Origin of the sequence: Micromonospora sp. NPDC003816, assembly GCF_042874705.1 — a bacterium.
GTDB lineage: Bacteria > Actinomycetota > Actinomycetes > Mycobacteriales > Micromonosporaceae > Micromonospora.
Map to the genome: position 1 here is coordinate 1,413,918 of NZ_JBIANP010000001.1, position 23,933 is coordinate 1,437,850.

Sequence of the window (23,933 nt, forward strand, 5' to 3'; positions counted from 1 at the left end):
GCGCACCGACCGAGACCGACAAGGAGCAGCGATGCTGACGAGACGACGTGCCCGCATCGACGTACCGGCCATCCTGCGGCTGATGGAGGTGGGCGACTACCTGCTGCCGTACACGATCCGGGCGGTCTGCCTGCTGCGGGTCGCCGACCAGCTCGCCGACGGGCCGATGCCCGCCGCGGACCTGGCCCGCGCCTGTGACGCCCACGAGCCGTCGCTGACCAAGGCACTGCGGTATCTGGCCTCCCGGGACCTGTTCGCCGAGGTCGCGCCCGGCGAGTTCGGGCTGACCCCGATGGCCGACCTGCTGCGCGCCGACCACCCCTTCTCGGCCCGGGACATCTTCCTCTCCCCCGTGGTCTGCACCCGGGCGATGGAGGGCCTGGACCACACCCTGCGCACCGGCGAGGGCGCCTTCGACGCGGTCCACGGCATCGGCATGTGGGACCACTTCGGGCAGCACCCCGCCGACGGCGAGGCGTTCGACAAGGTGATGAGCGGGGTCACCGGGATGGAGCTGATGGCCATCCTGCGCGCCTCGGACTGGTCCCGCTTCGGCACGGTGGTCGACGTCGGCGGCGGCAACGGCCGGTTCCTCGCCGACCTGCTGGGCCGCTTCCCCCGGATGCGCGGCGTGCTGTTCGACAAGCCCGGCGTGGTGGCGAACGCGCCGGAGACCTTCGCCACGGCCGGCGTCACCGACCGGGTACGCGTGGTGCCCGGCAGCTTCCTCACCGACGACATCCCGTCCGGTGGCGACGCGTACGTGCTCAAGCGGATCCTCTACAGCTGGAGCGACGAGGAGGCGACCGGGGTGCTGCGCCGTATCCGGGCGGCGATGTCCCCGCAGGGCCGGGTGTTCATCCTCGAGGCCGGACGGCAGTCCGAGGCGGAGAGCACGCCGCTGGCCCGTCGGATGGACATGCTGATGCTGACGTTGAGCGCGGGCGGCGCGCGCAGCCTGGACGAGCAACGGGCGATCCTGGCCGGGGCCGGGCTGGAACTGGTCGAGGCGACGCAGACGCCGATGTTCCCGGTGATCGAGGCCCGACCGGTATGACCGGGCTGCTGTCCTGGCTGGGGCAGCCGCGCGCCGACCGGGGCGTCCGCTTCTCCCGCCCGGACGGGGACTGGGACCGGTGGTCGTACGCGCGGTTGGCCGGGCTGGCCCACGGACACGCCGCCGGGCTGGCCGCGCGGGGCGTACGCCCGGACGACGTGGTCGGGGTGGTGCTGCCCTCCGGGCCCGGATTCGTCGGCACCCTGTTCGGGGCGCTGCTGGCCGGTGCGACGGTGTCCCCGCTCGCCCCGCCCACCGCCTTCGGCGACCCCGACCGGTACGCCGAGCACCTGAGCGCGGCCCTGACGGCGATGCGGCCCCGGTTGCTGGTGGTCGACGGCGCGTCCGCGCCCTCGGTGGCCCGCGCGGCGGCCGACGCCGGGGTGTCCACCGTCGACGTCGCGGACCTGCCCGCCGAGGCGACGGCGCCGGTGGAGGTGGCGCCGGCCCGGGTGGCGCTGCTCCAGTTCACCTCCGGCACCACGGGGGCGGTACGCGGGGTGCGCGTGCCACGGACCGCACTGGAGGCCAACATCGCGGCCGTCCGGGACTGGCTGGAGATGACGCCCGACGACGCGACCGCCTCGTGGCTGCCGGTGCACCACGACATGGGCCTGGTCGGATGCCTGCTGGCACCGGTCGTCACCGGCGCCGACCTGTGGCTGCTCACCCCGGCGGAGTTCGTCCGCCGGCCGAGCCGGTACCTGGAGTGCTTCGGTCGCGCCGGGGCCCGGTTGACCGCGATGCCCGGCTTCGGGCTGGCGCACGTGCTGCGGCGGGTCCGCCCGGAGCAGCTCGCCGGGCTGGACTTCCGGCAGTGGCGGGCGGTCATCGTCGGCGCCGAACGGATCCCACCGGCCACCCTGACCGCCTTCGCCGACCTGCTCGCCCCGCACGGGCTGCGCCGGGAGGCGCTGCTGCCCGCGTACGGGCTGGCGGAGGCGACGCTGGCGGTGACCGGGCTGCCGCTGCGGACCGGGTGGCGGCAGGTACCCGGCCCGGACGGCGTACCCGTGGTGGGCTGCGGCGGCCCGGTCACCGGGGCCGAGATCGCAGTGGTGGACGACGACGGCCGGCCGGTCGACGACGGGACGGTCGGTGAGATCGTCGTCGGTGGCGCGTCGGTCGCCGACGGGTACGCGGGCGGCCCGCCCTTCGACGGCACGGTCCGCACCGGGGACGCCGGGTTCCTGCGGGACGGGCACCTCTTCGTGCTGGGCCGCCTCGGCGACAGCCTCAAGGTCCACGGCCGGACGGTGTTCGCCGAGGACGTCGACGCGGTGCTCGGCGCGGCCCTGGACGCGCCGCCCGGACGGCTGGCCACCGTGCTCGGCCTGGTGGCGGGGGCCCCGACCGTGGTGGTCCACCTGGAACATCCCCGGCCGGAGTGGCTGCCCCGGATCCCCGCCCTGGTCGCGCCGCTGGTGCCGGCGGCCGACGTGCACGTGGTGCCGGTGCCGTCCGGCACGATCCCGCGTACCACCAGCGGCAAGCCGAGGCGGCGCCAGTTGTGGCGGCGCCACCTGGACGCGTCCGCGCACCCGCCGCGCGAGGCGGCGGGCCCGGTCACGTCAGGCCGAGGCTCCGGATGACACCGGCCAGCACCTTCGTCCGGTGCGGCACCAGATAGAAGTGGTCGCCGTCGAAGACGGTCAGGTCGAAGGCGGCCCGGGTGTAACCGGCCCAGGCCGCCACCTCGTCCACCAGCGCCTCGGTGTCCACGTCGCCGACGAGCGCCGAGACGGGGGTGGCAAGCGGCGCGGCGTCGACCGGGCGGTAGCTCTCGATCAGCCGGTAGTCCGCCCGCAGCGTCGGCAGCAACGCCGACCGGAGCTGCGGGTTCTCCAGCGCTGCCGGGTCGGTCCCGCCCAGTCGGCGCAGCTCGTCCCAGAGGTCGTCGTCCGGGCCCAGGTGTTTGGTGCCCGGCCGGTGGTGGCACGGCGCGGGCCGTCCCGAGACGAACAGGTGCGCCAGCGGCGCGGCGTGCCGCTGCTCCAGCCGGCGTGCCACCTCGTAGGCCACGGCGGCGCCCATGCTGTGCCCGAAGAGGGCGATCGGCAGGTCACGCCGGGGCGCGAGCACGTCGGTGACCATGTCCGCCAGCACCGGCATGGCGGTCAGCGCGGGCTCGGCGATCCGGTCCAGCCGGCCCGGGTACTGCACCGCCAGCACCTCGACGTCGTCCGGCAGCTCCCGGGCCCAGCTCCGGTAGAACGGCGCGCTGCCGGTGGCGTGCGGGAAGCAGACCAGTCGCACGGTGGCCGCCGGCCGGGGCCGGTAGCAGCGCAGCCACCGTCGCGCGCTGGTCTCGACCGAGGTCACCCGCCCACCCCCGCCGGCTCCCGCGCGGCCGCCGGGTCGGCCACCGCCGCCTCACCGGCCGCCGCCAGGGCCGCCAGGTCACCCGCGCCGAGCATCCGGGGCGGCTCGGCGGAGACCAGCTCCGGCGGGCCGAGGATAGCGGTCAGCTCCTGCCACAGCTGGCACAGCGTCAGGTGGTACTGGCCCTGCCGCAGCGGGTCCTCGCCCCGCTCGACGGTGTCCCGCAGGGTCCAGAGTGCCCGGCGTACGCCCTGCGGCCAGGTGGTGCCGAAGACCGTGTCGTAGTGCGGCACCTCGCTCGGGCCGAACGTGACGGCGCTGGGGGTGCTGGTGTCACGGTCGGCGGCGAAGTGCGGGTCGGCGCCGATGCCGGCGACCTCGCGGGGGAAGTCCGGACGCGCGGTCCAGACCGTCGGGCCGTGCGTACCCACCAGCGTGAGGTTGCCGGCCTCGGTGCCGATGGTGATCCGGTGCATCAGGTGCGCGTAGTTGTCCGGGTCGGCCGGGTCCATCTGGTTCTGTACCCGCAGCGTGACCGGCACCCCGGCCAGCACCCCGTCCAGGCTGCGGAACGGCAGGTCCAGCTCGGTCGCCGAGGTGACCGACGCGGGCAGGGCCGGCAGCTCGGTGAACCGCCACGGCCGCACCCCGCCGAGCGCCTGACCGAGCAGGTCCAGCAGCGAGTACGCCAACTGGAAGCCGCAGGCCACGTCGAGGTAGCGCGGTGGCTGGCGGCGCAGCAGTTCGCCCGCCGCGCCGAGGAACCGACGGACCGGGGTGATGTGCCGATAGAACGGGTTGAGCTGGTACACCACCTTGTGCCGGCGGGCCTGGCGCAGGCAACGGGCCAGCTCGTCGTGGTGCAGCGGGTGCTCCTGGAGCACGTGCACGCCGCGCGCCATCAGCTCCATGGCCAGCTCGGAGCCACGGCCGCCGAGCAGCCCGCCCCGGATGACCACGCAGGCGATGTCGATGTCGTCGGGCAACTGGTCCACCGCCGTGTACAACGGCACGCCGTAGTGCGCGGCACAGGCGCGGGACCGGTCGCTGCCACCGGCGAGGACCCCGGCGAGCTCGAAGCTCGGGTCCGCCTCGCGGAAGGACTCCAGGTAGACCTGGCCGAACCGGGTGCCACAGACGACCACCCGGGTGGGTCGCTTCATATCACGTCCTCCTCGTACTGCTCGACGGCGGAGACGTCCGCCACCACGGCGGCCAGCGGCACCGCCGGCACCGCCGCCAGTTCGGTGACGGTGGCGATCGGGTCGAGGACCTCGTCGGTGTGCCAGACACCGGGCGGTACCGCGCCGGCCAGCACCGCTCGGGCCGTCAGCGCGGCCATGCTTCCGGTGAGTTCGCTGGCGCCGGTGCTGCGGACCACGGCGGTCCGCTCCCCGCTCGGTCCGGCGAGGGTGACCACCAGGTTCTGGTACGCCGGGTGGCCGAAGAGGTCCAGCTCCGCCGCCCGGCACAGTCGCTCCCCGGCCTCCCGGTGCCCGCTCTCGGCGGTCCCGGACCCGGTCCGCAGCGCGGCCAGCACCCGCTCGCCGGCGAAGACCGAATACCAGTCGACCTGTCGCAGCCCCAGCACGGCGGCCACCCGGGCGGTCTCGGTGCCCAGGTAGGGCTGGGCGGTGACCGGCTCGGGGAACCACGGCAGCGTCAGCTCCGGCACCGGGCGCAACGCGTTGCGGGCCACCCGGCCGTCCCGCCAGGCCGCGGCGGGCCAGCCGAAACTCTCGTCGGCGGCGACGTAGTCCACGGCGGCGGTCAGCGTGAACCGGTCCCGCCCGCCGACGTACCCGGTCAGCCGGTCGCCGTCGGGCAGGTGGGCGGCGAGCAGCCGGGGCAGCAGCCCGGTCAGTCCGGGCATCATCCCGGCCGACACCACGCCGGTCCGGCCGCTGCCGCCGGCCACCGCCGTCACGGCGGCGTGCAGCGCGTCGTCACCGGCCGCGTCGACGTAGTCGGCACCGGCCGCCACCGCCGCCCGGGCCACCTGGTCGACCAGTTCCACGGCCGGGCCGGCGCAGTTGAGCACCACCCGGGCACCGGCGCAGAACCGGGCCAGGTCGGCCGGGTCGCGGGCGTCCACGACCATCCGGTCGACGCCGTCGAGCTGCGGGGGTCGCCGGGCGCCGACCCGCAGCGGGCCGACGTCCCAGGACCGCAACAGCGCCACCGCCGCCCGCCCGACCGCCCCGGAGGCGCCGAGCACGGCGACAGCGGTCACCGCGCCGGCTCCGGGTCGAGGGCCGCCAGCGCGGTACCGGCCGCCGGGCCCAGCACCGTCAGGTGGTCCGCGTCCACGTCGACCGTGCGGATGTCACCCAGGCAGAGGTCGGCCCAGAACTCCAGACTCTGCGCGTCGTAGGGCACCGCGCCGGTGGGCCGCAGCACGACGAGGTCACCGGCGTAGAGCGTCGGCTCGTGCCGGGCGACGGCCGCCAGTCGCGCGGCGAAGTCCTCGCCGGGCGCCCCGGCGGCACCGGTCTCCGCCCGGTACGCCGCCGCCGGGTCGGCGCCGGCCGCCGGCCGCCACGGCGAGATCAGCACCACCGCGTCGACCTGACCGCCGGCCTCGATCAGCGACCGCGCCACCTCCAGCGTGGACGTGGCACCGAGGCCGTACCCGACCAGCCGTACCGCCGGGTGTCCGGCCGCGGTGACCAGGCGGGCCTGCGCGGCGGCGACCCGGAGCAGGTCGTCGGCCGCGCCCGGGGCCAACCCGAGCACCGGACCGGTCGCCGCCAGGTGCGGCACCAGACCCGCGTACGCGTCGACACCCTCGCCGCCGGGCACCAGCACCCAGGGCACCCCGTCGGTGCCCTCGTGCAGCGGGGACAGCCCGTCCCCGCCCGACGTGGCCGGCACCGACGGCGACGCGGTGACCGGGGTGGCCGACTCCGCCTCGACGTGCCCGGCGAGGGCGGCCACCGTGGGCTGCTCCAGCACCTGCCGCAGCAGCTGGTCGAAGAAGAGGCCGGCGGCCTGCGGGATCTCCTCCAGGATCCGGCCGGTGATCTGGGCCGCGACCAGGGAGTCCCCGCCGAGTTCGAACAGGTTCTCGTCCCGGCCGACCCGGGGCAGCCGCAGCGCCTCGGCCCAGACCGCCGCGATCCGACGTTCCAGGTCGCTGTCCAGGGCACCGGACGACCCGGCGGCGGTCGCCGTGCCCCGCCGGGGCAGTCGACGGCGCAGTACCGCCCGGTCGACCTTGCCGTTGGCGTTGAGCGGCAGGGCGTCGACGACCTGGACCACCGACGGCACCATGTACTGCGGCAGCCGACCGGCCAGGTGCTCGGTCAGGTCGTCGCGGGAGATCCGCACCCGGTCGGTCTTGAACCGGGCGGCCAGCACGCACATGCCCAGCTCGGCGATGAAGCCGTCCGGCTCGGGCAGGCACAGCGGCTGCGCCGCGCCCGCCGCGCCCAGCACCTCCAGCCAGGACCGCCGGTCGAGGAACACCTGCTCGGTGCCCCGACGCAGGTCGGTGAAGTCGGCGGTCGCCTCGTCCACACGGACCAGCAGTTCCAGCGAGGTCATGATCTGGTGGTGGTCGCGGGTCATCTCGCAGGCGACCAGCCAGCCCTGCGGGGCGAGCACCTCGCGCAGCCGGTCCAGCGCCCGGCCGACGTCGGCGCTGGCGTGCAGCACGTCGCCGGCCACGACCACGTCGAACGAGTTCGGGGAGAGGCCCTGCCCGGCCAGGTCCCGGTCGATGTCGACCGCTTCCAGGCGCAGGCCGGGCCGGTCGCCGAACCGGGTCCGCAGTTCGCCCAGGAAGAACGGGGACAGGTCGGTGGCCAGGTAGTCCACCTCGTACCCGTCCAGCGCGGCGAGCACGGCGGCGGTGGTGCCGCCGGCCCCGGCGCCGACCTCCAGCACCCGCAGCGCCCCGGGCTCGATCCGCTGCTCGGCGATCCGCCGCACCAGGGCCGCCGCCGCCTCGTTGGCCCACCGGTTGAACAGCGTGCGTTCGTAGAGGCCCTGCGAGACGTCCACCCGGCCCTGCGGGAACAGCAGCGCCAGCGGGTCGTCCTCGCCGCGCAGCAGGGCGGGCAGGTGCGCGGTGCTGGCCCGGAAGTAGTCCAGCAGTTCCCGGTCCTCGGCGTCGGCGAGCTGCTCCACCTCCCGCCATCCGGCGTCGGTGTCCGCCGCCGCGCCCGCCGGCGTCAGTCCGTACCGGCCGTCGGTGTCCCGGTCGAGCAGACCGGCGTCGGTGAGCGCGCGCAGCCAGCGCCGGACCAGCCGGTGGTGGCGGGACGCGACGTGCGCGGTGTCCAGCAGGTCCGCCAGCGGGTGCCGGCTGCCGGCGGCGAACAGCCCGGCGGCGCGGAACGCGTCCACCATGGCCGGCAGCGCGACGTCGTCGAGCCGGTGGGCGTACGCGAGGTAGCGCTCCCGGTCGACACCGGCGAGCGTGCTGTCGGCGTCGACGCAGGCGTCCACGCCGAGCTGCCGCAGGGCGGCCTGGTCGTGCTCGGCCTGCGCGGCGGTGACCGGCCGTCCGGCGGGTTCGACGAACGCGGCCAGCCGCCGCTCCAGCGGGGTGTCGCCGTCGACCACCACCACCGCCCCGGCGACCGCCGGATGTCCGCCCAGCGCCGCCTCGATCTCGGCCAACTCGATCCGGTAGCCCCGGATCTTGACCTGGAGGTCCTCCCGGCCGAGGAACTCGATGGTGCCGTCGGGCAGGTACCGGCCCAGGTCACCGGTGCGGTACAGCCGCTCACCGGTCTGCGGGTGCACGACGAAGCGCTCGGCGGTGCGCTCGCGGTCGTTGAGGTAGCCCACCGCCAGCCCCACACCGCCGATGTACAGCTCGCCGCTGACCAGGTCCGGACGGGGCCGCAGGGCCGCGTCGAGCACGTGGAAGCTCTGGTTGGTCAGCGGGCGGCCGTACGGGATGCTGCGCCACTCCGGGTCGACCTGCTCGATCGGATACCAGATCGACCAGATGGACGCCTCGGTCGCCCCGCCGAGGCTGACGATGCGCAGTCCGGGCACCCGGGCGCGGATCTGGTCCGGCAGCGCCACCGGGATCCAGTCGCCGGAGAGCATCGCCAGTCGCAGTCCGTCCGGCACGGTGGCGGTGGCCGAGACGAGGTAGTCGTGCAGCATCTGCAACTGGGCCGGCACCGAGTTCCACACCGTGACGCCGTGCGTGCCGACCAGGTCGGCCCAGTGCGACGGGTCCCCGCGCCGCTGCGGGTCGGGCAGCACCACCGCGCCGCCCACCGAGAGCGGCCCGAAGACGTCGTACACCGACAGGTCGAAGCCGAGGTTGGAGAGGCCGAGCACCCGGTCGTCGGGGCCGACGCCGAAGCGGTCGTTGATGTCGAGCACCGTGTTCACCGCGCCACGGTGATTGATCATGACGCCCTTGGGGCTACCGGTGGAGCCGGAGGTGTGGATGACGTACGCCAGCTCCTCCGGGTCGCCGGAGCCCTCGACCGGCTGCGGCTGCCCGGTGCCGAGCAGGTCCACGTCGAGCAGGCGCAGCCCCTCGGCCCAGCCGTCCCGGTCCACTCGGGACTGGGTCAGCGCGCACCGGATCCCGGCGTTGGTCAGGATGGTCCGGCGGCGCGCCGCCGGCTGCGAGGTGTCCACCGGTACGTAGACGCAGCCGGCCAGCAACGCGCCGAGCACCGCGACGACCTGCTCCCAGCCCCGGTCCATGACCACCGCGACCAGTTCCTGGCGGCGGCAGCCGGCGGCGGTCAGCGCCTCGGCCACCCCGGCGGCCCGACCGAGCAGCTCGGCGTAGTCCAGCGTGCGGTCGGCGGCGACGACGGCGGGCCGGTCCGGGGTGCTCAGCGCCTGCAACACCACCCTGTCGTGCAGCATCCCGGCGGGGACCGGGGCCTGCGTCCGGTTGGTCTCGGCGCGACGGTCCCGCGTCGCCTCGGGCGGGTCCGGGTGCCCGGTCCCGGTCCAGGCCGCGTCGTCGCCGGCCAGCCGGTGCAGCACCGCGTCGTACGCGGCGAACATGTCGTCGACCACGCCGGGCGGGAAGACCTCCTCGCGGACGTCCCAGTTGGACACCAGGCCGCCGTCACGCTCGATGTTCTGGCAGTCGATCCAGACCTGCGGCGTCTGGCTGATCCCGTAGCCCAGCTCGCCCAGCGGCGCGCCGCCGGCGGCGGCCCCGGCCGAGGTGATGCCGATGGCGCTGGTGAAGACCACCGGGAAGAGGGCCGCCTCGGCGCCCTGCCGGCGGGCGATCTCCCGCATCACCTCGATGCCGCTGAACGAGCGGTGGTCCAGGTCCTCCCAGAGCTGGGCCTGCAGGTCCCGGGCCCGCTCGTCGAAGCGGCGGGTCGGGTCGGCGTCCACGGCCAGCAGGTCCACCGAGGTGAAGTCGCCGACCAGCGCGTTGACCTGGTCGTGCACCGGCGCGCGGTTGAGCAGGGTGATGTCGAGGGTGAACCGGGACCGCCGGCTGTACGCCGCGATGGTGTCCGAGAACGCGGCCAGCACCGCACCGGACGGACTGACCCCGTGCCGGCCGGCGCGCTGCCGCAGCCCCTCCCAGACCTGCGACGAGAGCCGGGTCTCCCAGCGGCGGAACCGGCCCTCGCTGTCGGCGGGACGGGCCACCGTGGGCAGTTCCGGCGCGGCCGGCAGCTCGTCGACCCGGGCCAGCCACCACTGCTTGTCCCGCTCGTGGCGCGGGCTGTCCCGCACCGCGCGCTCGGCGAGCTGGTAGTCCCGAAAGGTGATCTCCAGCGGCGGCAGCGGCTCGTCCGGCCGGTGATAGAGCCGGTGCAGCTCGTCGAGGACCACCTGGACGCTGATGAAGTCGGCGATCAGGAAGTCGATCGAGACGTGCAGCACGGTCCGGTGGTCGGCGCGGGTGATCCGGGCGGCGAACAGCGGCCACCGGTCGGGCGTGTGCACCAGGTGGTCCATCTCGGCGCGGACGGCGCTGACCGCCGCGTCGACCACCGCCTCGGGACGGCCGGTCAGGTCGATCACGGGCACCTCGAACGGCGGCACCTCCGCCAGCACGCGCTGCGCGCCGTCGGCCTCCACCACCGCGCGGAGCATGTCGTGCCGGGCGATCAGGGCCCGCCAGGCGGCGGTCATCCGCTCCGGGTCCAGCTCGGGATAGACCAGTTCGCCGTAGCCGTGACAGGCGACGCCGCCGTACGCGAACGTCTCGCCCCGCCCGAGCAGGTACGCCGCCTGCACGTCGGTGACCGGGAACGGGTCGTGCCGGTGCGCCCGGTCGGGGACCAGGGTGCCGTTGCCGGCGGCGTTGTCGAGGTGCGCGACGATCTCGTCGCGTCGGGCGCGCAACGCCTCGCGACGATCCGGCGTCATCGCCCCCTGCGGTGCCCGGAAACGCAGCTGACCGGCCTCCAACCAGACCCGTACCCCCACGCTCTCCAACTCGGCGAGCAGGTCACCGGCGGACGACTGACTCATATCGTGCCCTCCTCGAAGTCACCGGGTTCCACCGCGCCGCGGTGGGCGTCGAAGACGTCTGCCAACTGCGCCACGGTCGGCGCCAGGAACAGCTGCCGCAACGACAGCTCCACCCCGTGGCGCAGCCGCAGCGTCTCCACCAGCCGGGTGGCCAGCAGGCTGTCCCCGCCGAGGGCGAAGAAGCTCTGCTGCCGGCCGATCCGCTCGCACTCGAGCACCTCGGCCCAGATCTCGGCGATCAGCTTCTCGCTGTCCCCGCGCGGGCTCTCGTCGGCCGCGTCGTCGGGTTCGGTGTCCACCTGGGCGGTCAACGCCCGACGGTCCACCTTGCCGTTGGCGGTCAGCGGCAGCCCGGGGACGCCGACCACCCGCTCCGGCACCATGTAGCTGGGCAGCCGAGTCGCCAGGAAGCCGACCAGGGCCGCCTCGTCGACCGGCTCGTCGGCGGCGACCACGGCCAGCGCCAGCCGCCGGTGCGTACCCTCGCCGACGGTCAGCCCGACGGCGCGGGCCACCCCGGCGTACGCCTCCGCGGCCGCCTCGATCTCCCCCAGCTCGATCCGGTGCCCACGGATCTTGACCTGGAAGTCGACCCGGCCGAGGAACTCCAGCGTGCCGTCGGGCCAGTACCGGCCGAGGTCCCCGGTGCGGTACCACCGCTGTCCGTCCACGGTGACGAACTGTCGTGCGGTGGTCTCCGGGTCGCCCCGGTAGCCCCGGGCCACCCCGACACCGCCGATCCACAGCTCACCGGGGACCCAGTCCGGGCAGTCCCGGCCGCGTGGATCGACCACCCGGTAGCGCTGGTTGCGCAACGGCAGCCCGTACGGCACGGACCGCCAGTGCGCGGGCACCACGTCGATGTCACAGGCGTTGGACCAGATGGCCGCCTCGGTCGCCCCGCCGAGGGCGACGAACCGGGCCTCGGGGCACCGGTCGCGCAGCCGTCCGGGCAGGTCGAGCCCGACCCAGTCGCCGGAGAGCAGGGCCAGCCGCAGCCCGTCGGGCAGGCCGTCGGTGTCGGCCGCGACCAGCAGCATGTCCAGCAGCGCGGGCACCGAGTTCCAGATCGTCACCCCGGCACTGCGGGCGACGGCGACCCACCGGCGGGCCTCCCGCCGGTCCTCGTCGGCGACGCAGACCACCGCACCGCCGGCGCCGAGCAGACCGAAGACGTCGTACACGGACAGGTCGAAGTCGAGCGCCGAGATGGCCAGCACCCGGTCGTCGGGGCCGACGCCGTAGCGGGTGTTGATGTCGTCGACGGTGTTCAGCGCCGCCCGGTGGGTGATCTCCACGCCCTTCGGCTCACCGGTGGAGCCGGAGGTGAAGATGATGTAGGCGAGCCGGTCCGGGTCCACCTCGACCGGTGCGGGCAACGGGGTGGCGGGCGTGTCCGGCGCCACCACCGGGTGACCGGTGTCCAGGTCGGGTCGGGCGACGACGGCGCGTACCCCGGCCCGGGAGTAGATCCGGTCGCGGCGCTCGGCCGGCTGGTCGACGCCGACCGGGACGTAGTGGCCGCCCGCCGCGAGCACGCCGAGGACGGCGGCGACCTGGTCGACGCCGCGCGGCAGGGTGACCGCGACGGCGTCGCCGGGCTGGACGCCGTGCGCGCGCAACGCCCCGCCGAGACGCAGCGCCCGCACGGCGAGTTCGCGGTAGTCGACCGTGAGTCCGTCGGCGGTGACCACGGCGGTCGCGTCGGGCGTGGCGGCGGCGTGCCGGAAGAAGCCGGTGTGCAGCAGGCCGGTCGGCAGCGGGCCGGCGGTGTCGTTGACCGTGTCCCGGACCCGCCGCTGCGCCGCCGGCAGCGGGGCCGGGGGCACGGCCTCCCAGTCCGCCGTGGTCAGCCGCAGCAGCAGCTCCCGGTACGCGTCGAACATGGCGTCGAGCAGGCCGGGCGGGAACAGGTCGTCGACCGAGTCCCAGTTGTAGACCAGTCCGCCGTCGCGCTCCATCACCTGGTTGTCGAGCCAGACCTGCGGGGTCTGCGAGATGCCCCAGACCAGCTCGCCGAAGGGGAAGGACATCTCGCTCATGCCACCGGCGACACCGAGGGCGCTGGTGAACACGACCGGCATGCTGACCGCGCCGCCCTGCTGACGGCGGGCGAGTTCGCGCAGCACCCACAGCGCGGAGACCGAGTCGTGGGCCATCCCCTCCCAGACCTGCTCCTGGGTGCGCCGGACCACGTCCAGCCAGGTGTCCCCCGCCCCCGCCCGATGCGCCAGCAGCAGCAGGGAGGTGAAGTCGCCGAGGATGTTGTTGATGTCGGGGTGCACGTCACGACGGTTGAACAGGGTGAGGTTGAGGGTCAGCTCCCCGCGACCGCACCAGGCCGACAGCACCTCGGCGAAGGCGGCGGCGAGCACGCTGGCCGGGGTCACCCCGTGCCGCCGGGCCTGCTCGGTCAGCCGGGCCCACTGCGTCGGGTCGAGCCGGTCCTCCCGGCGGACGAAGCGCGGGGCGACCACGGTGTCCGGGTCCACGGCGAGCGGCAGCGGCGGCGCGGGCGGGAGGCTGTCCAGCCGCTCCCGCCAGTACCGCTGGTCGTCCTCGACGGTCGACGAGTCGGCCAGCACGTAGTCACGGAAGGTCACGCCGACCGGCCGCAGCGAGGCCGCCGGGTCGGTGTAGAGCGTGGTCAGCTCGTCGAAGAAGATCACGATGCTGAGCGCGTCGAGCACGATGTAGTCGAAGCTGAACCCGATCCGGACCCGGCCGTCGGCGTACCGGACGGCGGCGATCTCCAGCAGCGGCCACCGGCTCGGGTCGGGGACCCGGTGGGCCATCCGCTCCCGCAGTTCGCGCAGTTCGGCGTCACCGCCGTCGCGGACGGTGATCCGGAACCGGTCCACCTCGGCCAGCACCCGCTGGTCGCCGTCGTCGTCGAAGGTCGCGCGGAGCATGTCGTGCCGGGCGACCAGCAGGTCGACCGCGTCCTCCAGCCGGTCCAGGTCGACGTCCGCGCCGTCGAACTCCCAGTACCAGTGCGAGCCGACGCCGCCGAGCGCGAACTCGCTGCTGCGCCCCAGCCAGTACGCCCGCTGCACGTCGGTGGGGGGAAAGGGCGCGTACCGGTTCGCCGGGTCGGCCCGCAGTGCGACGGCGACCGGGCGGTCCCCCTCGACGCGGCGCAGGGTGGCGGCGAAGTCGGCCAGCACCGGGGTGGCGAAGAGTTGGCGCAGGTTCGCGCCGTCCAGCCCGGCGGCGCCGAGCAGCGCCATCGAGCGGGTCGCCACCAGGCTGTCGCCACCGGCGGCGAAGAAGCTCTGCCGCCGCCCGACGGCGGGCACCCCGAGCAGCTCGGCCCAGATCCGGGCCACCTCGCGCTCGATGTCGCCGACCGGCGGTTCGAGCTGCTCGGTCCCGGGGCGGGCGGCGTCGACCAGGCGGGCCACCGCCCGTCGGTCGATCTTGGCGTTGGCCGACAACGGCAGATCGTCGGTGAGCACCACCCGCTCGGGCACCATGTACCCGGGCACCTGCTCGGCCAGCCAGTCACGCAGCGCGGCCGGGTCCAGGTCGGTCTCGGTGATGACGGCGACGGCGAGTTGCCGGGGCGTACCGAGGGCGACCGCGACCGCGCGGCGGACGGCGGGGTGCCGTTCCAGTGCGGTCTCGATCTCCCCCAGCTCGATCCGGTGCCCCCGGATCTTGACCTGGGCGTCGGCCCGACCGAGGAACTCGACGGTGCCGTCCGGGTGGTAGCGGGCCAGGTCACCGGTGCGGTACCACCGCACCCCGTCGATCTGACGGAACTGCGCGGCGGTGCGGTCGGGGTCGCCCCGGTAGCCGTCGGCCACCGAGAGGCCACCGATCCAGAGTTCACCGGTGACCCAGTCGGGCCGATCCCGTCCCGCCGGGTCGGTGACCCGCATGAGCTGGTTGGCCAGGGGCACGCCGTACGGCACCGAACGCCACTCCCCGGGCACCGGCACCGGCACCACCTGGACGGTGGAGTGGATCGCGGTCTCCGTGGTGCCGCCGAGCGCCACCAGGACCGCGCCCGGGGCCTGTGCGGCCAACCGTCCGGCCAGGTCGAGCCCGACCCAGTCGCCACCGAGCAGGGCCAGCCGCAGCGGCAGGTCGCCGTCGGCACCGGCGGTCAGCAGCATGTCCAGCAGCGCCGGCACGGACTGCCAGACGGTGACCCGGTGCCGGCGGACCAGCTCCACCCAGCGGTCGGCGTCCCGCCGCTCGTCCTCGCCGACGCAGACCAGCGCCGCACCGGCGTTCAGCATGCCGAACATGTCGTACACGGAGAGGTCGAAGTCGAGGGCCGAGACCGCGAGCACCCGGTCCTCCGGACCGACGTCGAAGCGCCGGCCGATGTCGTCGATCGTGTTGACCGCCGCCCGGTGCGGCACCTGCACGCCCTTCGGCTCGCCCGTGGAGCCGGAGGTGAACAGCAGGTAGGCCGGGTCGTCGTCGGTGCCGGGGACCGGGCCGGCGGGCGGGTACGAGCGGTCCGCCACGTCGAGCACGCACAGGTCTGCGGGCAGTTCCGGCAGGGGCACCCCGGTCACCACGTGCCGCACCCCGGCCACCGTGTGGATCCGGGCCCGGCGGGCGGCCGGCTGGTCGACGCCGACCGGCACGTACACCCCGCCGGCCCGCAGCACGCCGAGCACCGCGACGACCTGCCGTGGTCCCTTCTCGACGGTGACCGCCACCGGGTCGCCCGGACGGAGCCCGTTGGCGACCAGCGCTCCGGCGACGCGGTCGGCCTGCGCGGCCAGGTCGCCGTAGTCGAGCCGGCCGTCGGTGCCCCAGAGCAGCGCCGGGCGGTCCGGCTCGGTGGCGGCCCGGGCGAAGACGTCGTCGTGCAGGCGGCGACGACGGATCGGACGGGCCGTGTCGTTGGCCGCCGCGCGGACCTGCCGGGTCCGCTCCGGCAGCAACTCCGGCGGGTACGCGGCCCAGTCGGCGTCGTCGTCGAGCAGCCAGTCGAGGATCCGCAGGTACGCGTCGAACATCTCGCCGACCAGCCCGGCCGGGAAGAGCTCCTCGACGCAGTCCCAGTTCACGAAGAGGCCGTGCTCACGCTCGGTGACCTGCACGTCCAGCCACACCTGCGGGGTCTGCGACATGGTCCAACCGGGCGCGCCGAAGCTCTCGCGTACCTCGCCGTCGAAGAGTTCGCCGAGGCTGAGCGCGCTGGTGAAGACCACCGGGGCGCCGACGGGCGTACCGCCGCGCAGCCGGGTCAGGTCCCGCAGCACGTCCACTCCGGTGTAGCCGGGGTGGGCGGCGTCGGCGCGCAGCCGCTCCTGGACCGTACGGGCGAAGGCCGCGAAGTCACGCTCGGCGGTGGTGTCCACCTCCAGCAGCAGCAGGTTGGTGAAGTCACCGACCAGGTGCGCGACGTCGGGGTGCACCGGCTGCCGGTCGTAGAGCGGCAGGTTGAGCAGGAACCGCCCGGCGGAGCTCCACCGACCCAGCACGTGACCGAAGGCGGCCAGGAACAGCACCGGCAGGGTCAACCCGTACGTCCGGGCGCGGCGGGTCAGTCGCTCGACCTGCTCGGCGGCGACCCAGTGGTGGTGTCGGACCACCCGCTGGCCGCTGACCTGCTGCGGATCGACGGCCAGCGGCAGCTCCGGCGGGCCGGGCAGCTCGGGCAGCCGGGCCTGCCAGTACGCCTGGTCGGCGTCCCGCTCGCCGACCCGGCGTCGACGCAGCGTCGCCAGGTAGCTCGGGTAGTCCAGCCCGATCAGGGGCAGCTCGGCGTCCGGGTCCTGATAGAGGCGGGCGAGTTCCGACATCAGGATCCGGAAGCTGTGCGCGTCGGCCACCAGCATCTCGATGTGCACGTGGCAGCGCGTACCGCCGTCGGGCAGGAGCGAGAGTTGCACGTCGAAGACCTCGCCACGGGCCACGTCCAACCGCCGGTGCGACAGCCGGTCGCGCAGGTCGAGCAGGGTCCGCTCGGCATGCGCGTGGTCGAGGGCCCGCAGGTCGTGCACGGTCAGGCCGGGCCAGGGGCTCGTCGGCAGGATCCGCTGGCGGCCGTCGTCGTCGAAGCGGGCGCGTAGCATCCCGTGCCGGCGCAGCAGTGCCCGGACCGCGGTGTCGAGCCGGTCCGGGTCCACCCCGCTGCCGTCGAACTCGTTGTAGAAGTGCGCGCCGACGCCGCCGAGCGCCTGGCCGTCGCCGCGTCCCACCCAGTACGCGTGTTGCATCGCGGCCAGGTCGAAGGGTTCGTCCGCGTCGACGACGGTCAGCGGCGGCGCGTCGGGGACGACCGCGTCGGCCGGTGCCCGCTCGGCGACCATCCGCCACCAGTCGTCCAGGGTGCGTCCCTCGACCAGTTCCGCGAAGCTCACCGGCACGCCACGCTGGTGCCACCGGGCGACCAACCGCATCACGCCGATCGAGTCGAGACCGAGCTGAAGCAGGTCGGCGTCGTCCGCGACCGTGCCGGGTGGCTCACCGAGGACGGCCGCGATGTCGTCCCGCATACCGTCCCGGGTGAAGGGTCGTGTGTGTTCGGCCTCGACGCCCAATCTGGGTCTCCCCTGTTCGACGGAGTTGTCCGGCACCGCCACACGAGTCCGTGCCGACGCCAAGGTAACAAGCCGACACGGATACGTACAGTAGAAAGAACATGCTACTTGCAATAGGCTCCACATACGACGGCATGACGGCCGGTCAGGCAGCGGTGGTGACCGGCGGAGAGGGTGGCACCCGCGATGGCGACCGGCCCGCCCGGGGAGGGCACCTGCCAGGTCTGGTGGGCCGAGGTCGGGTCACCGGACGACGCGCGTCTGATCGCCCTGCTGTCCGCGCCGGAACGCGACCGGCACGCCGGGTTCACCGATCCGCACTCGCGCGCGACCCACCTCACCGCCCGGGCGCTGACCCGGTCGGTGCTCGCCGGGATGCTCGGCACCCCGGCGAGCGAGCTGCGCTTCGAGGCGGTGTGCCGACAGTGCGGCGGGCCGCACGGCAAGCCGGCACTGCGCGCACCCGCCACACCGGTGTCGTTCTCCGTCGCGCACTCCGGGCACTGGTGTGCGGTGGCGTTCGCCTCCCGGACCGAGGTCGGCGTGGACGTCGAGCGGATCGCGGTACGCGGGCGCGACCTCCCGTGGCGCGCGCTGTCGCCGGTCGAGCGCGCGGTGGTCGCGGCCACCGACGCCCGGGACCGCACGGCCGCCTTCATCCGCTACTGGACCAGGAAGGAGGCACTGGTCAAGGCCACCGGGGACGGCCTGACCGTCGACCCGGCCACGATCACGGTGACCGCACCGGACCAGCCGGCCCGGCTGCGGCGCTGGGCGGGTCCGTCCCGTCCCGCCGCCCGGCCGCACCTGGTCGACCTGGATGCCCCCACCGGGTACGCCGCCGCACTGGCGAGTCTCGGTGGACCCCTTGTGGTGTCCACTCACGACGGCAATTCACTGCTCGACCCGATCCGCTCCGGTGTGGCGGGTTTCGCATCGACACACATTTCCAATAAGTTGCTGACCTAACGCGATCGGGTGATCTCCGTCCGTTGCCGGACACCGGGGACGCACCCGCCACCGTCACGTCCACCGAACCCCCCAGGAGAGGGATCTGATGTCTGACGACACTCGCACGTCGCCAGGAACCGACACCGACACGGTGTCGGCACCTGCGCCGGCCGCGACGCCACCCGACGAGTTCGTTCCTCCGGTCACCGGTCGCAAGCGCACCCTCGCCCTCATCGTGGTGCTCACCGGGTTCGTCCTGGACCTGCTCGACATCACCATCGTCAACGTGGCCCTGCCGTCGATCCGGGACGGCATCAACGCCACCGCCTCCACCATGCAGTGGCTGGTGGCCGGCTACGCGCTCGCCTTCGCCTCGATGCTGATCATTTCCGGTCGGCTCGGTGACATCATCGGCGTACGCCGGATGTTCCTCATCGGTGTCGCCGGCTTCACCTTCACCTCGCTGCTCGCCGGCATGGCGCAGTCGCCTGAGCAGCTCATCGTGCTGCGCTTCCTCCAGGGCGCCATGGGCGCGGTGATGGTGCCGCAGGTCTACACCTTGATCCAGTTGCTCTACGCGCCCAAGGAACGCGGCCGGGCGTTCGCCGCGCTCAGCGCCGCGCTCGCCTTCGGCACGGTCGGCGGCCCCCTGGTCGGCGCGCTGCTGACCACCGCGAACGTCGGCGGCCTGGGCTGGCGCATGATCTTCCTGGTCAACGTCCCGATCGGCATCGCGGCGTTCTTCGCCGCGCGGGCGCTGCTGCCCGAGTCCGAGCGCAACCGCGGGGAACGGCTCGACGTGGTCGGCGCGACCCTGATCACGGCTGCGGTGATGCTGATCGTCTATCCGCTGGTGCAGGGGCGTGAGCACGGCTGGCCGCTGTGGACGTACGGCATGATGGTCGCCGGTCTGGTGGTGTTCGCGCTGTTCGTGCTGCACCAGCGTTCCCGCACCGAGTCGCCCCTGGTGCCGCTGTCGCTGTTCCGGCACCGCTCGTTCAGCTCCGGCCTGGTGGTGGTCTTCCTCTTCCAGGGCGCCGTGATGTCGTTCTTCCTGGTCATCACGATCTACGTGCAGATCGGCGTGGGCTACAGCATCCTGCGCGCCGGGTTGGCCGGTCTGCCCTGGGACATCGCGGTGCCGTTGCTCGGCTGGCTCTCCGCCCGGTGGATCACGCCGAAGCTCGGCCGGGTGGGCCTACAGATCGGGTTGGTGCTGCTGATCGCCAGCATGTTCTGGTTCATGTGGGTGATCGACAGCACCCCGCAGGTGACCATCTGGCAGCTGCTCGTGCCGATGTTCATCGGCGGCGCCGGCATGGGTATGACCTTCCCGCCGCTGATGGGGTACTCGTTGCACGACGTGCCCGGCCATCAGGCCGGGTCGGCCTCCGGTGTGGTGAACGCCAACTACCAGATCGGCGTGACGCTCGGCATCGCCGCCTGCGGCACGCTGTTCTTCAGCCTGATCGCGGCCAGCGCACCCACCGCCACCGACGACGTGGGACCGCGTCTGCGCGCGGACCTGGTCGCCGTCGGTGTCGCCGAGGGCCAGGCCGAGCAGATCGGGCAACGGTTCCGGGACTGCGTGAGCACCCAGCTCGGCGCCGCCGACCCGACACTGCCGCCGGCCGGTTGCGACAGTGCGACCGTGGCAGCCGGTGGCGGTGACCGGGCCGTCCAGGTGATCGAAGAGCGGTCGTTCGAGGCCAGTCAGATCAGCTTCCAGCGGGCCATGGTCGGCACGCTCTGGTTCAGCGTGATCAGCTTCGCGCTGGCCCTGTTGGGAAGCTTCCTGCTGCCGCGCCGCTGACCGGGTGCGGCCGACATGAACCGCGGCCCCGGTGCCGCCGTCGAGAACGGGGGCACCGGGGCCGCGGTGTGTCGTGGGTCAGCCGAGGGCGGTCCGGTAGGTCGCGATGGTCCACACGTGGCCCTGCGGGTCCTGGCAGGTGAACTCGTACGAGTCGTGCGGCTTACTCTCCGGCGCGAGCAGGATCTCGGCACCGCCGGCGACCGCGCGCTCGTGCAGGGCGTCCACCTCGGTGTCGGTCTCGACCCGGAGGAACGTGCCGGCGGTGGCGGCACCGAGCGCCCGGGGCTCGCCGAGCCGCAGGTCGCCGTTGGCCGGGTTGATCATGATCAGACCGTGGTCACCGATCTTCAGCTCGGCGTGGTAGACGTTGCCCTGCCCGTCGTCGAAGACCCCGAGCGTGGTGAAACCGAACGTGTTCACCAGCCATTCGATGGCCTTTGCCGGGTTCTCGTAGGCGATGTAGGGGGCGACGGTGGGCGGCACGGAGGAATCGGCCATGGGTCACTCCTCGGAGTCGATACGGCGAGACTGTCAGGACGAACAATCACTCTATGTGCTCTTTGCGTCCGGCGGACGACAAGAAGCCGACGGTCAGTCGAGCTTCGGCGCGTAGCTGCCGAAACCCCACAGGTGACCCTCGAGGTCACGGGCCACGTACTCCCGCGATCCGTAGTCGGTGTCGGTGAGGGGCATGACCACCTCGGCGCCGGCCGCCACCGCCCGGTCGTGGTGGGCGTCGACGGTGTCACCGACGTAGACGTAGACGCCCTGGCTGGTCAGGGGCAGGTCCCGGGGGCTGGCCATGGGCAGGCTCGACGAGCCGGCCGGACCGAGCTGGAACGTGCCGATGCCCCACCGCAACTCGGCGTGCACCACCTGGCCCTCGCCGCCGGTCGTCTTCTCCAGCAGCGTGAACCCGAAGGCGGAGCAGAGCCAGTCGATGGCGGCACCCGGGTCCCGGTAGCGCAGGAAGGGGATCACCGGTGCGACCACATCGGACATTTGGATCCTCCTGATGTCGACAGACGACATCCACCCTACCCAGCCGACTCCGGCGCAGACAGCCGACACACCCGGGGTCAGCGCGGTCGTACCAGCAACGGCAGTTGGTCGTACGAGCGCAGGCTGGCGTGTCGACGCCGGACCGCCGGACCCGCCGGACCGAGGATCTCCACCGACCGCACGATCCGCTCGAAAACGATCACCGACATCAGCCGGGCCATCGCGGTGCCGAGGCAGTGGTGCAACCCGCCGCCGAAACCGAGGTGCGGGTTGGGGTCACGACCGACGTCGAGGCGCTCGGCGTCGGCGAACACGGAAGCGTCCCGGTTGGCGGCGCCGAGCAGCAACAGGACCGTCCGACCCGCCCGGATCTTCACACCCTCCACCTCGACGTGTTCGCGGGCCACCCGGATGACGTTCTGGATCGGCGCGTCGTACCGCAGGAACTCCTCCACCGCGACGGGCACCAGGCCCGGGTCGGCGCGCAGCCGGCGCAGTTGGTCCGGGTACGCGAGCAGCGCCGCGACGCCGTTGGAGACCAGGCCCATGGTGGTCTCGAAGCCGGCGTGGAACAGGAACAGCATGTTGTCGACGAAGTCCGCCACGGCCAGCCGGTCGGTCGCCGACTCCTCCCAGTACATCCCGGCCAGCGTCGGGCCGCCGGGCTCGTCGCGACGGGCGGAGAGCAGCCCGCCGAGGTAGTCGTGCAGCCAGGGCAGCGCGGCGTTGATGTCGTGCAGGTCGGACGGGGTGAGGTTCGCCGCGTCGAACACCTTGGCCAGCGAGATCACCCGGGTCAGTACCTCGGGTCGGTCCACGGTCGGGATCCCGATCAGGTCGCACACCACCCCGACCGGCAACGGCACCGCGAGGTCGGTCACCACGTCGAGGGTGCCGCGTTCCAGCGCGGGGTCGAGCAGCGCGTCGGCCGCCGCACCGATGTGTCCGGTCAGCCGGCGCGCCACCGGGGTGCCGAGCGCCCGACCGATGAACCGCCGCAGTCGGGTGTGGTCCGGCGGGGTACGAGTCAGCACGATCCGGTCCAGGAAGTCCGCGCCCGGCCCGTCCCCGAGGGTGATCCGGGTGTACTCCGGCGGCATCCGGCTCTCCAGCCGGTTGTCGCGTAGCAGCGTGGTGACCAGGGAGTGCCCGGTGACCAGCCACTGGCCCAACTCGGCGCGGGACAGCGGGCCGCGTTCGCGCAGTCGCGCGTACGCCGGGTACGGGTCGTCCTGGGTCGCCAGGAACGCCGCGGACAGGTGAGGACGCGCGGTCTCGGCTCGCATACAGAGCACTATCCGGGAGAGCCTGCCAGGCGGCAAGACCCTACATACATCTAGCGACACAGTCGACAAGGTCCACGGGCTGTTCTAGGCTCGGTCCGTGGCTGAGCTCGTGCGTGAGGAACCCGCTTCCGTCGGTCAACGCCTCCTGGCCCTGATGGACCACTACCGGGGTCGGGACAGCGCTCTCAACGAACAGGTGCTGTGGCGCCTGCGTGGCCCGTACGACCACGAGGCGATGACCCGGGCGGTGGCCGCCCTGACCGCCCGGCACGAGCCGCTGCGGACCACGTACCCGCGCGGTCGCCGGATGCGCCAGCAGATCCACGTGCCGCGCCCGGTGCCGGTGCCGGTGACCGACGTGTCGGCCGAGGCCGACCCGGGTGCCGCCGCCCGGGAGATCGTCGCCACCGAGGTCGCCACCGGGGTCGACGCCTCGGTGTGGCCGCTGCGGCCCCGGGTGGTCCGGCTCGACGCGGAGCACCACCTGGTGGTGCTCACCCTGCACCACTACTGCTCCGACGACTACTCCAACGCGTTGCTCGCCCGCGACCTGCGGTCCCTGTACGCCGTCGAGACCGGCGAGACGGTCGACCTGCCCGTCCCGCAGTGGCAGTACGCGCAGTGGGCCCGCTGGCAGGCCGACCAGCTCTCCGGCGCGAACCTGACCCGGCTCACCGACTACTGGACCGGCAAGCTGACCGGCGCGCGCCTGGTGGAACTGCCGGCCCGCCGGCGGCGTCCGGTGCCCGACGGCGAACCGCCGTGGATCTCGGTCGAGCACTACGTGGACGCCGAGACCACCGCCGCCCTGCGGCAGCTCGCCCGCCGGCACCGCACCACGCTCTTCCCGGTCACGCTGGCGGTGTTCTACGCCCTGCTGTACGCCGAGACCGGCGCCGACGACCTCACCGTGGCCTCGCTGTTCGCCAACCGTTCGCAGCCACAGGTGCGCGACACGGTGGGCTTCTTCGCCAGCATGGTGTTGCTTCGGGAACGCTTCACGCCGGACACCACGCTGAGCGAGCTGATCGCCCAGGCCCGCACCACGGTGATGGACGCGATGCGGCACCAGGACCTGCCGCACCAGTTGCTCCCGCCGGACACCGTGGCGGGCGGCACCGGACGCACCGACGACGTGCTGTTCCAGCTGCTCGGTAGCCTGATGACCCGGGCGGACATGGCCGGTGAGGAACTGGACGACATGGAGGCCCAGCTCGAACGGCGGCGTTTCGCGCTGGAGTTCGTGGTGGTGCCGCAGGGCGACCAGCTCTCCGCGTTGCTGTTGTGTTCCCGGGCCGAGTTCGATCCGCTGTGGGCGGACACCTTCGTCCGTGACTATGTCACCCTGGTGCGACGCGCGGTCGCCGACGCCGACGTCCCGCTCACCCGCCTGCGTGGCGCACCGGTGACGTGAGCCCGCCGGGCCCCGCCCGGCCCGCCCCCCCCCCCCCGGGGGGGGGGGCCGCCCCCCGCCCCCCCCCCGCCCCCCCCACGGGGCCCCCCCGCGGGCGCACCCCCCCCCGGGGCCCGGGGCCCCCCCGCCCCCCGGGCGC

The 23,933-nt window shown here is 73.7% G+C and carries 13 protein-coding genes; 5 read left to right on the forward strand and 8 right to left on the reverse strand.

Annotated elements, in window-relative coordinates:
* Positions 1-31 precede the first annotated feature (31 nt).
* Positions 32-1,057 carry a methyltransferase gene (locus ACFYTT_RS06155; protein WP_131056746.1) on the forward strand — a complete coding sequence of 342 codons (1,026 nt, stop codon included), beginning with the start codon at positions 32-34 and terminating at the stop codon, positions 1,055-1,057.
* Positions 1,054-2,649 carry an AMP-binding protein gene (locus ACFYTT_RS06160; RefSeq protein WP_387257943.1) on the forward strand — a complete coding sequence of 532 codons (1,596 nt, stop codon included), beginning with the start codon at positions 1,054-1,056 and terminating at the stop codon, positions 2,647-2,649. Before ACFYTT_RS06155 ends, ACFYTT_RS06160 begins: the two co-directional genes overlap by 4 nt.
* Here the strand turns inward: ACFYTT_RS06160 and ACFYTT_RS06165 are convergent.
* The 5 genes from ACFYTT_RS06165 to ACFYTT_RS06185 are packed head-to-tail and all read right to left on the reverse strand — an operon-like array spanning position 2,624 to position 17,280.
* Positions 2,624-3,379 carry a thioesterase II family protein gene (locus ACFYTT_RS06165; protein WP_131057773.1) on the reverse strand — a complete coding sequence of 252 codons (756 nt, stop codon included), beginning with the start codon at positions 3,377-3,379 and terminating at the stop codon, positions 2,624-2,626. The two genes, ACFYTT_RS06160 and ACFYTT_RS06165, sit on opposite strands and share 26 nt — an antisense overlap.
* Entirely contained in the window at positions 3,376-4,542 is a 1,167-nt protein-coding gene (locus ACFYTT_RS06170) for a Gfo/Idh/MocA family oxidoreductase (RefSeq protein WP_387257944.1), read from the reverse strand. The genes ACFYTT_RS06165 and ACFYTT_RS06170 overlap by 4 nt, the downstream gene beginning before the upstream one ends.
* The gene (locus ACFYTT_RS06175; protein ID WP_176094255.1) at positions 4,539-5,612 is read right to left on the reverse strand and encodes a saccharopine dehydrogenase NADP-binding domain-containing protein; all 1,074 of its coding nucleotides are present in this window, start codon (positions 5,610-5,612) and stop codon (positions 4,539-4,541) included. The genes ACFYTT_RS06170 and ACFYTT_RS06175 overlap by 4 nt, the downstream gene beginning before the upstream one ends.
* Positions 5,609-10,813 (reverse strand): amino acid adenylation domain-containing protein, encoded by a 5,205-nt coding sequence (locus ACFYTT_RS06180; RefSeq protein WP_387257945.1) that lies wholly within the window; start codon positions 10,811-10,813, stop codon positions 5,609-5,611. The genes ACFYTT_RS06175 and ACFYTT_RS06180 overlap by 4 nt, the downstream gene beginning before the upstream one ends.
* Positions 10,810-17,280, reverse strand: a complete 6,471-nt coding sequence (locus ACFYTT_RS06185) for an amino acid adenylation domain-containing protein (protein WP_387257946.1) — start codon at positions 17,278-17,280, stop codon at positions 10,810-10,812. The genes ACFYTT_RS06180 and ACFYTT_RS06185 overlap by 4 nt, the downstream gene beginning before the upstream one ends.
* Before the next feature lie 231 nt (positions 17,281-17,511).
* Between ACFYTT_RS06185 and ACFYTT_RS06190 the strand changes: the two genes are divergently transcribed.
* Entirely contained in the window at positions 17,512-18,294 is a 783-nt protein-coding gene (locus ACFYTT_RS06190; RefSeq protein ID WP_387257947.1) for a 4'-phosphopantetheinyl transferase family protein, read from the forward strand.
* A gap of 88 nt (positions 18,295-18,382) precedes the next feature.
* A complete protein-coding gene (locus tag ACFYTT_RS06195) occupies positions 18,383-20,089 on the forward strand; it encodes an MFS transporter (protein ID WP_176094259.1) in 1,707 nt (568 codons plus the stop codon).
* 78 nt (positions 20,090-20,167) lie between these two features.
* On the opposite strand, the gene ACFYTT_RS06200 is transcribed toward ACFYTT_RS06195, so the two are convergent.
* The 3 genes from ACFYTT_RS06200 to ACFYTT_RS06210 all read right to left on the reverse strand — a co-directional run bounded on the left by ACFYTT_RS06200 (position 20,168) and on the right by ACFYTT_RS06210 (position 22,380).
* Positions 20,168-20,590, reverse strand: coding sequence for a VOC family protein (locus ACFYTT_RS06200; protein ID WP_131054763.1), 423 nt, complete (start codon positions 20,588-20,590; stop codon positions 20,168-20,170).
* A gap of 93 nt (positions 20,591-20,683) precedes the next feature.
* On the reverse strand, positions 20,684-21,094 hold the full coding sequence (locus ACFYTT_RS06205) for a VOC family protein (RefSeq protein ID WP_387257948.1): 411 nt from the start codon (positions 21,092-21,094) through the stop codon (positions 20,684-20,686).
* 77 nt (positions 21,095-21,171) lie between these two features.
* On the reverse strand, positions 21,172-22,380 hold the full coding sequence (locus tag ACFYTT_RS06210; RefSeq protein ID WP_387257949.1) for a cytochrome P450: 1,209 nt from the start codon (positions 22,378-22,380) through the stop codon (positions 21,172-21,174).
* A gap of 154 nt (positions 22,381-22,534) precedes the next feature.
* On the opposite strand from ACFYTT_RS06210, the gene ACFYTT_RS06215 reads away from it, so the two are divergent.
* Positions 22,535-23,794, forward strand: coding sequence for a condensation domain-containing protein (locus tag ACFYTT_RS06215; RefSeq protein WP_387257975.1), 1,260 nt, complete (start codon positions 22,535-22,537; stop codon positions 23,792-23,794).
* The last annotated feature ends 139 nt before the right edge of the window (positions 23,795-23,933 follow it).

Coding starts and splice junctions, on each gene's coding strand:
- ACFYTT_RS06185 (WP_387257946.1), bottom strand. CDS start 17,280: ATGCGGGACGACATCGCGGCCGTCCTCGGTGAGCCACCCGGCACGGTC.
- ACFYTT_RS06155 (WP_131056746.1), top strand. CDS start 32: ATGCTGACGAGACGACGTGCCCGCATCGACGTACCGGCCATCCTGCGG.
- ACFYTT_RS06200 (WP_131054763.1), bottom strand. CDS start 20,590: ATGGCCGATTCCTCCGTGCCGCCCACCGTCGCCCCCTACATCGCCTAC.
- ACFYTT_RS06180 (WP_387257945.1), bottom strand. CDS start 10,813: ATGAGTCAGTCGTCCGCCGGTGACCTGCTCGCCGAGTTGGAGAGCGTG.
- ACFYTT_RS06205 (WP_387257948.1), bottom strand. CDS start 21,094: ATGTCCGATGTGGTCGCACCGGTGATCCCCTTCCTGCGCTACCGGGAC.
- ACFYTT_RS06215 (WP_387257975.1), top strand. CDS start 22,535: ATGGACCACTACCGGGGTCGGGACAGCGCTCTCAACGAACAGGTGCTG.
- ACFYTT_RS06210 (WP_387257949.1), bottom strand. CDS start 22,380: ATGCGAGCCGAGACCGCGCGTCCTCACCTGTCCGCGGCGTTCCTGGCG.
- ACFYTT_RS06195 (WP_176094259.1), top strand. CDS start 18,383: ATGTCTGACGACACTCGCACGTCGCCAGGAACCGACACCGACACGGTG.
- ACFYTT_RS06190 (WP_387257947.1), top strand. CDS start 17,512: ATGGCGACCGGCCCGCCCGGGGAGGGCACCTGCCAGGTCTGGTGGGCC.
- ACFYTT_RS06160 (WP_387257943.1), top strand. CDS start 1,054: ATGACCGGGCTGCTGTCCTGGCTGGGGCAGCCGCGCGCCGACCGGGGC.
- ACFYTT_RS06170 (WP_387257944.1), bottom strand. CDS start 4,542: ATGAAGCGACCCACCCGGGTGGTCGTCTGTGGCACCCGGTTCGGCCAG.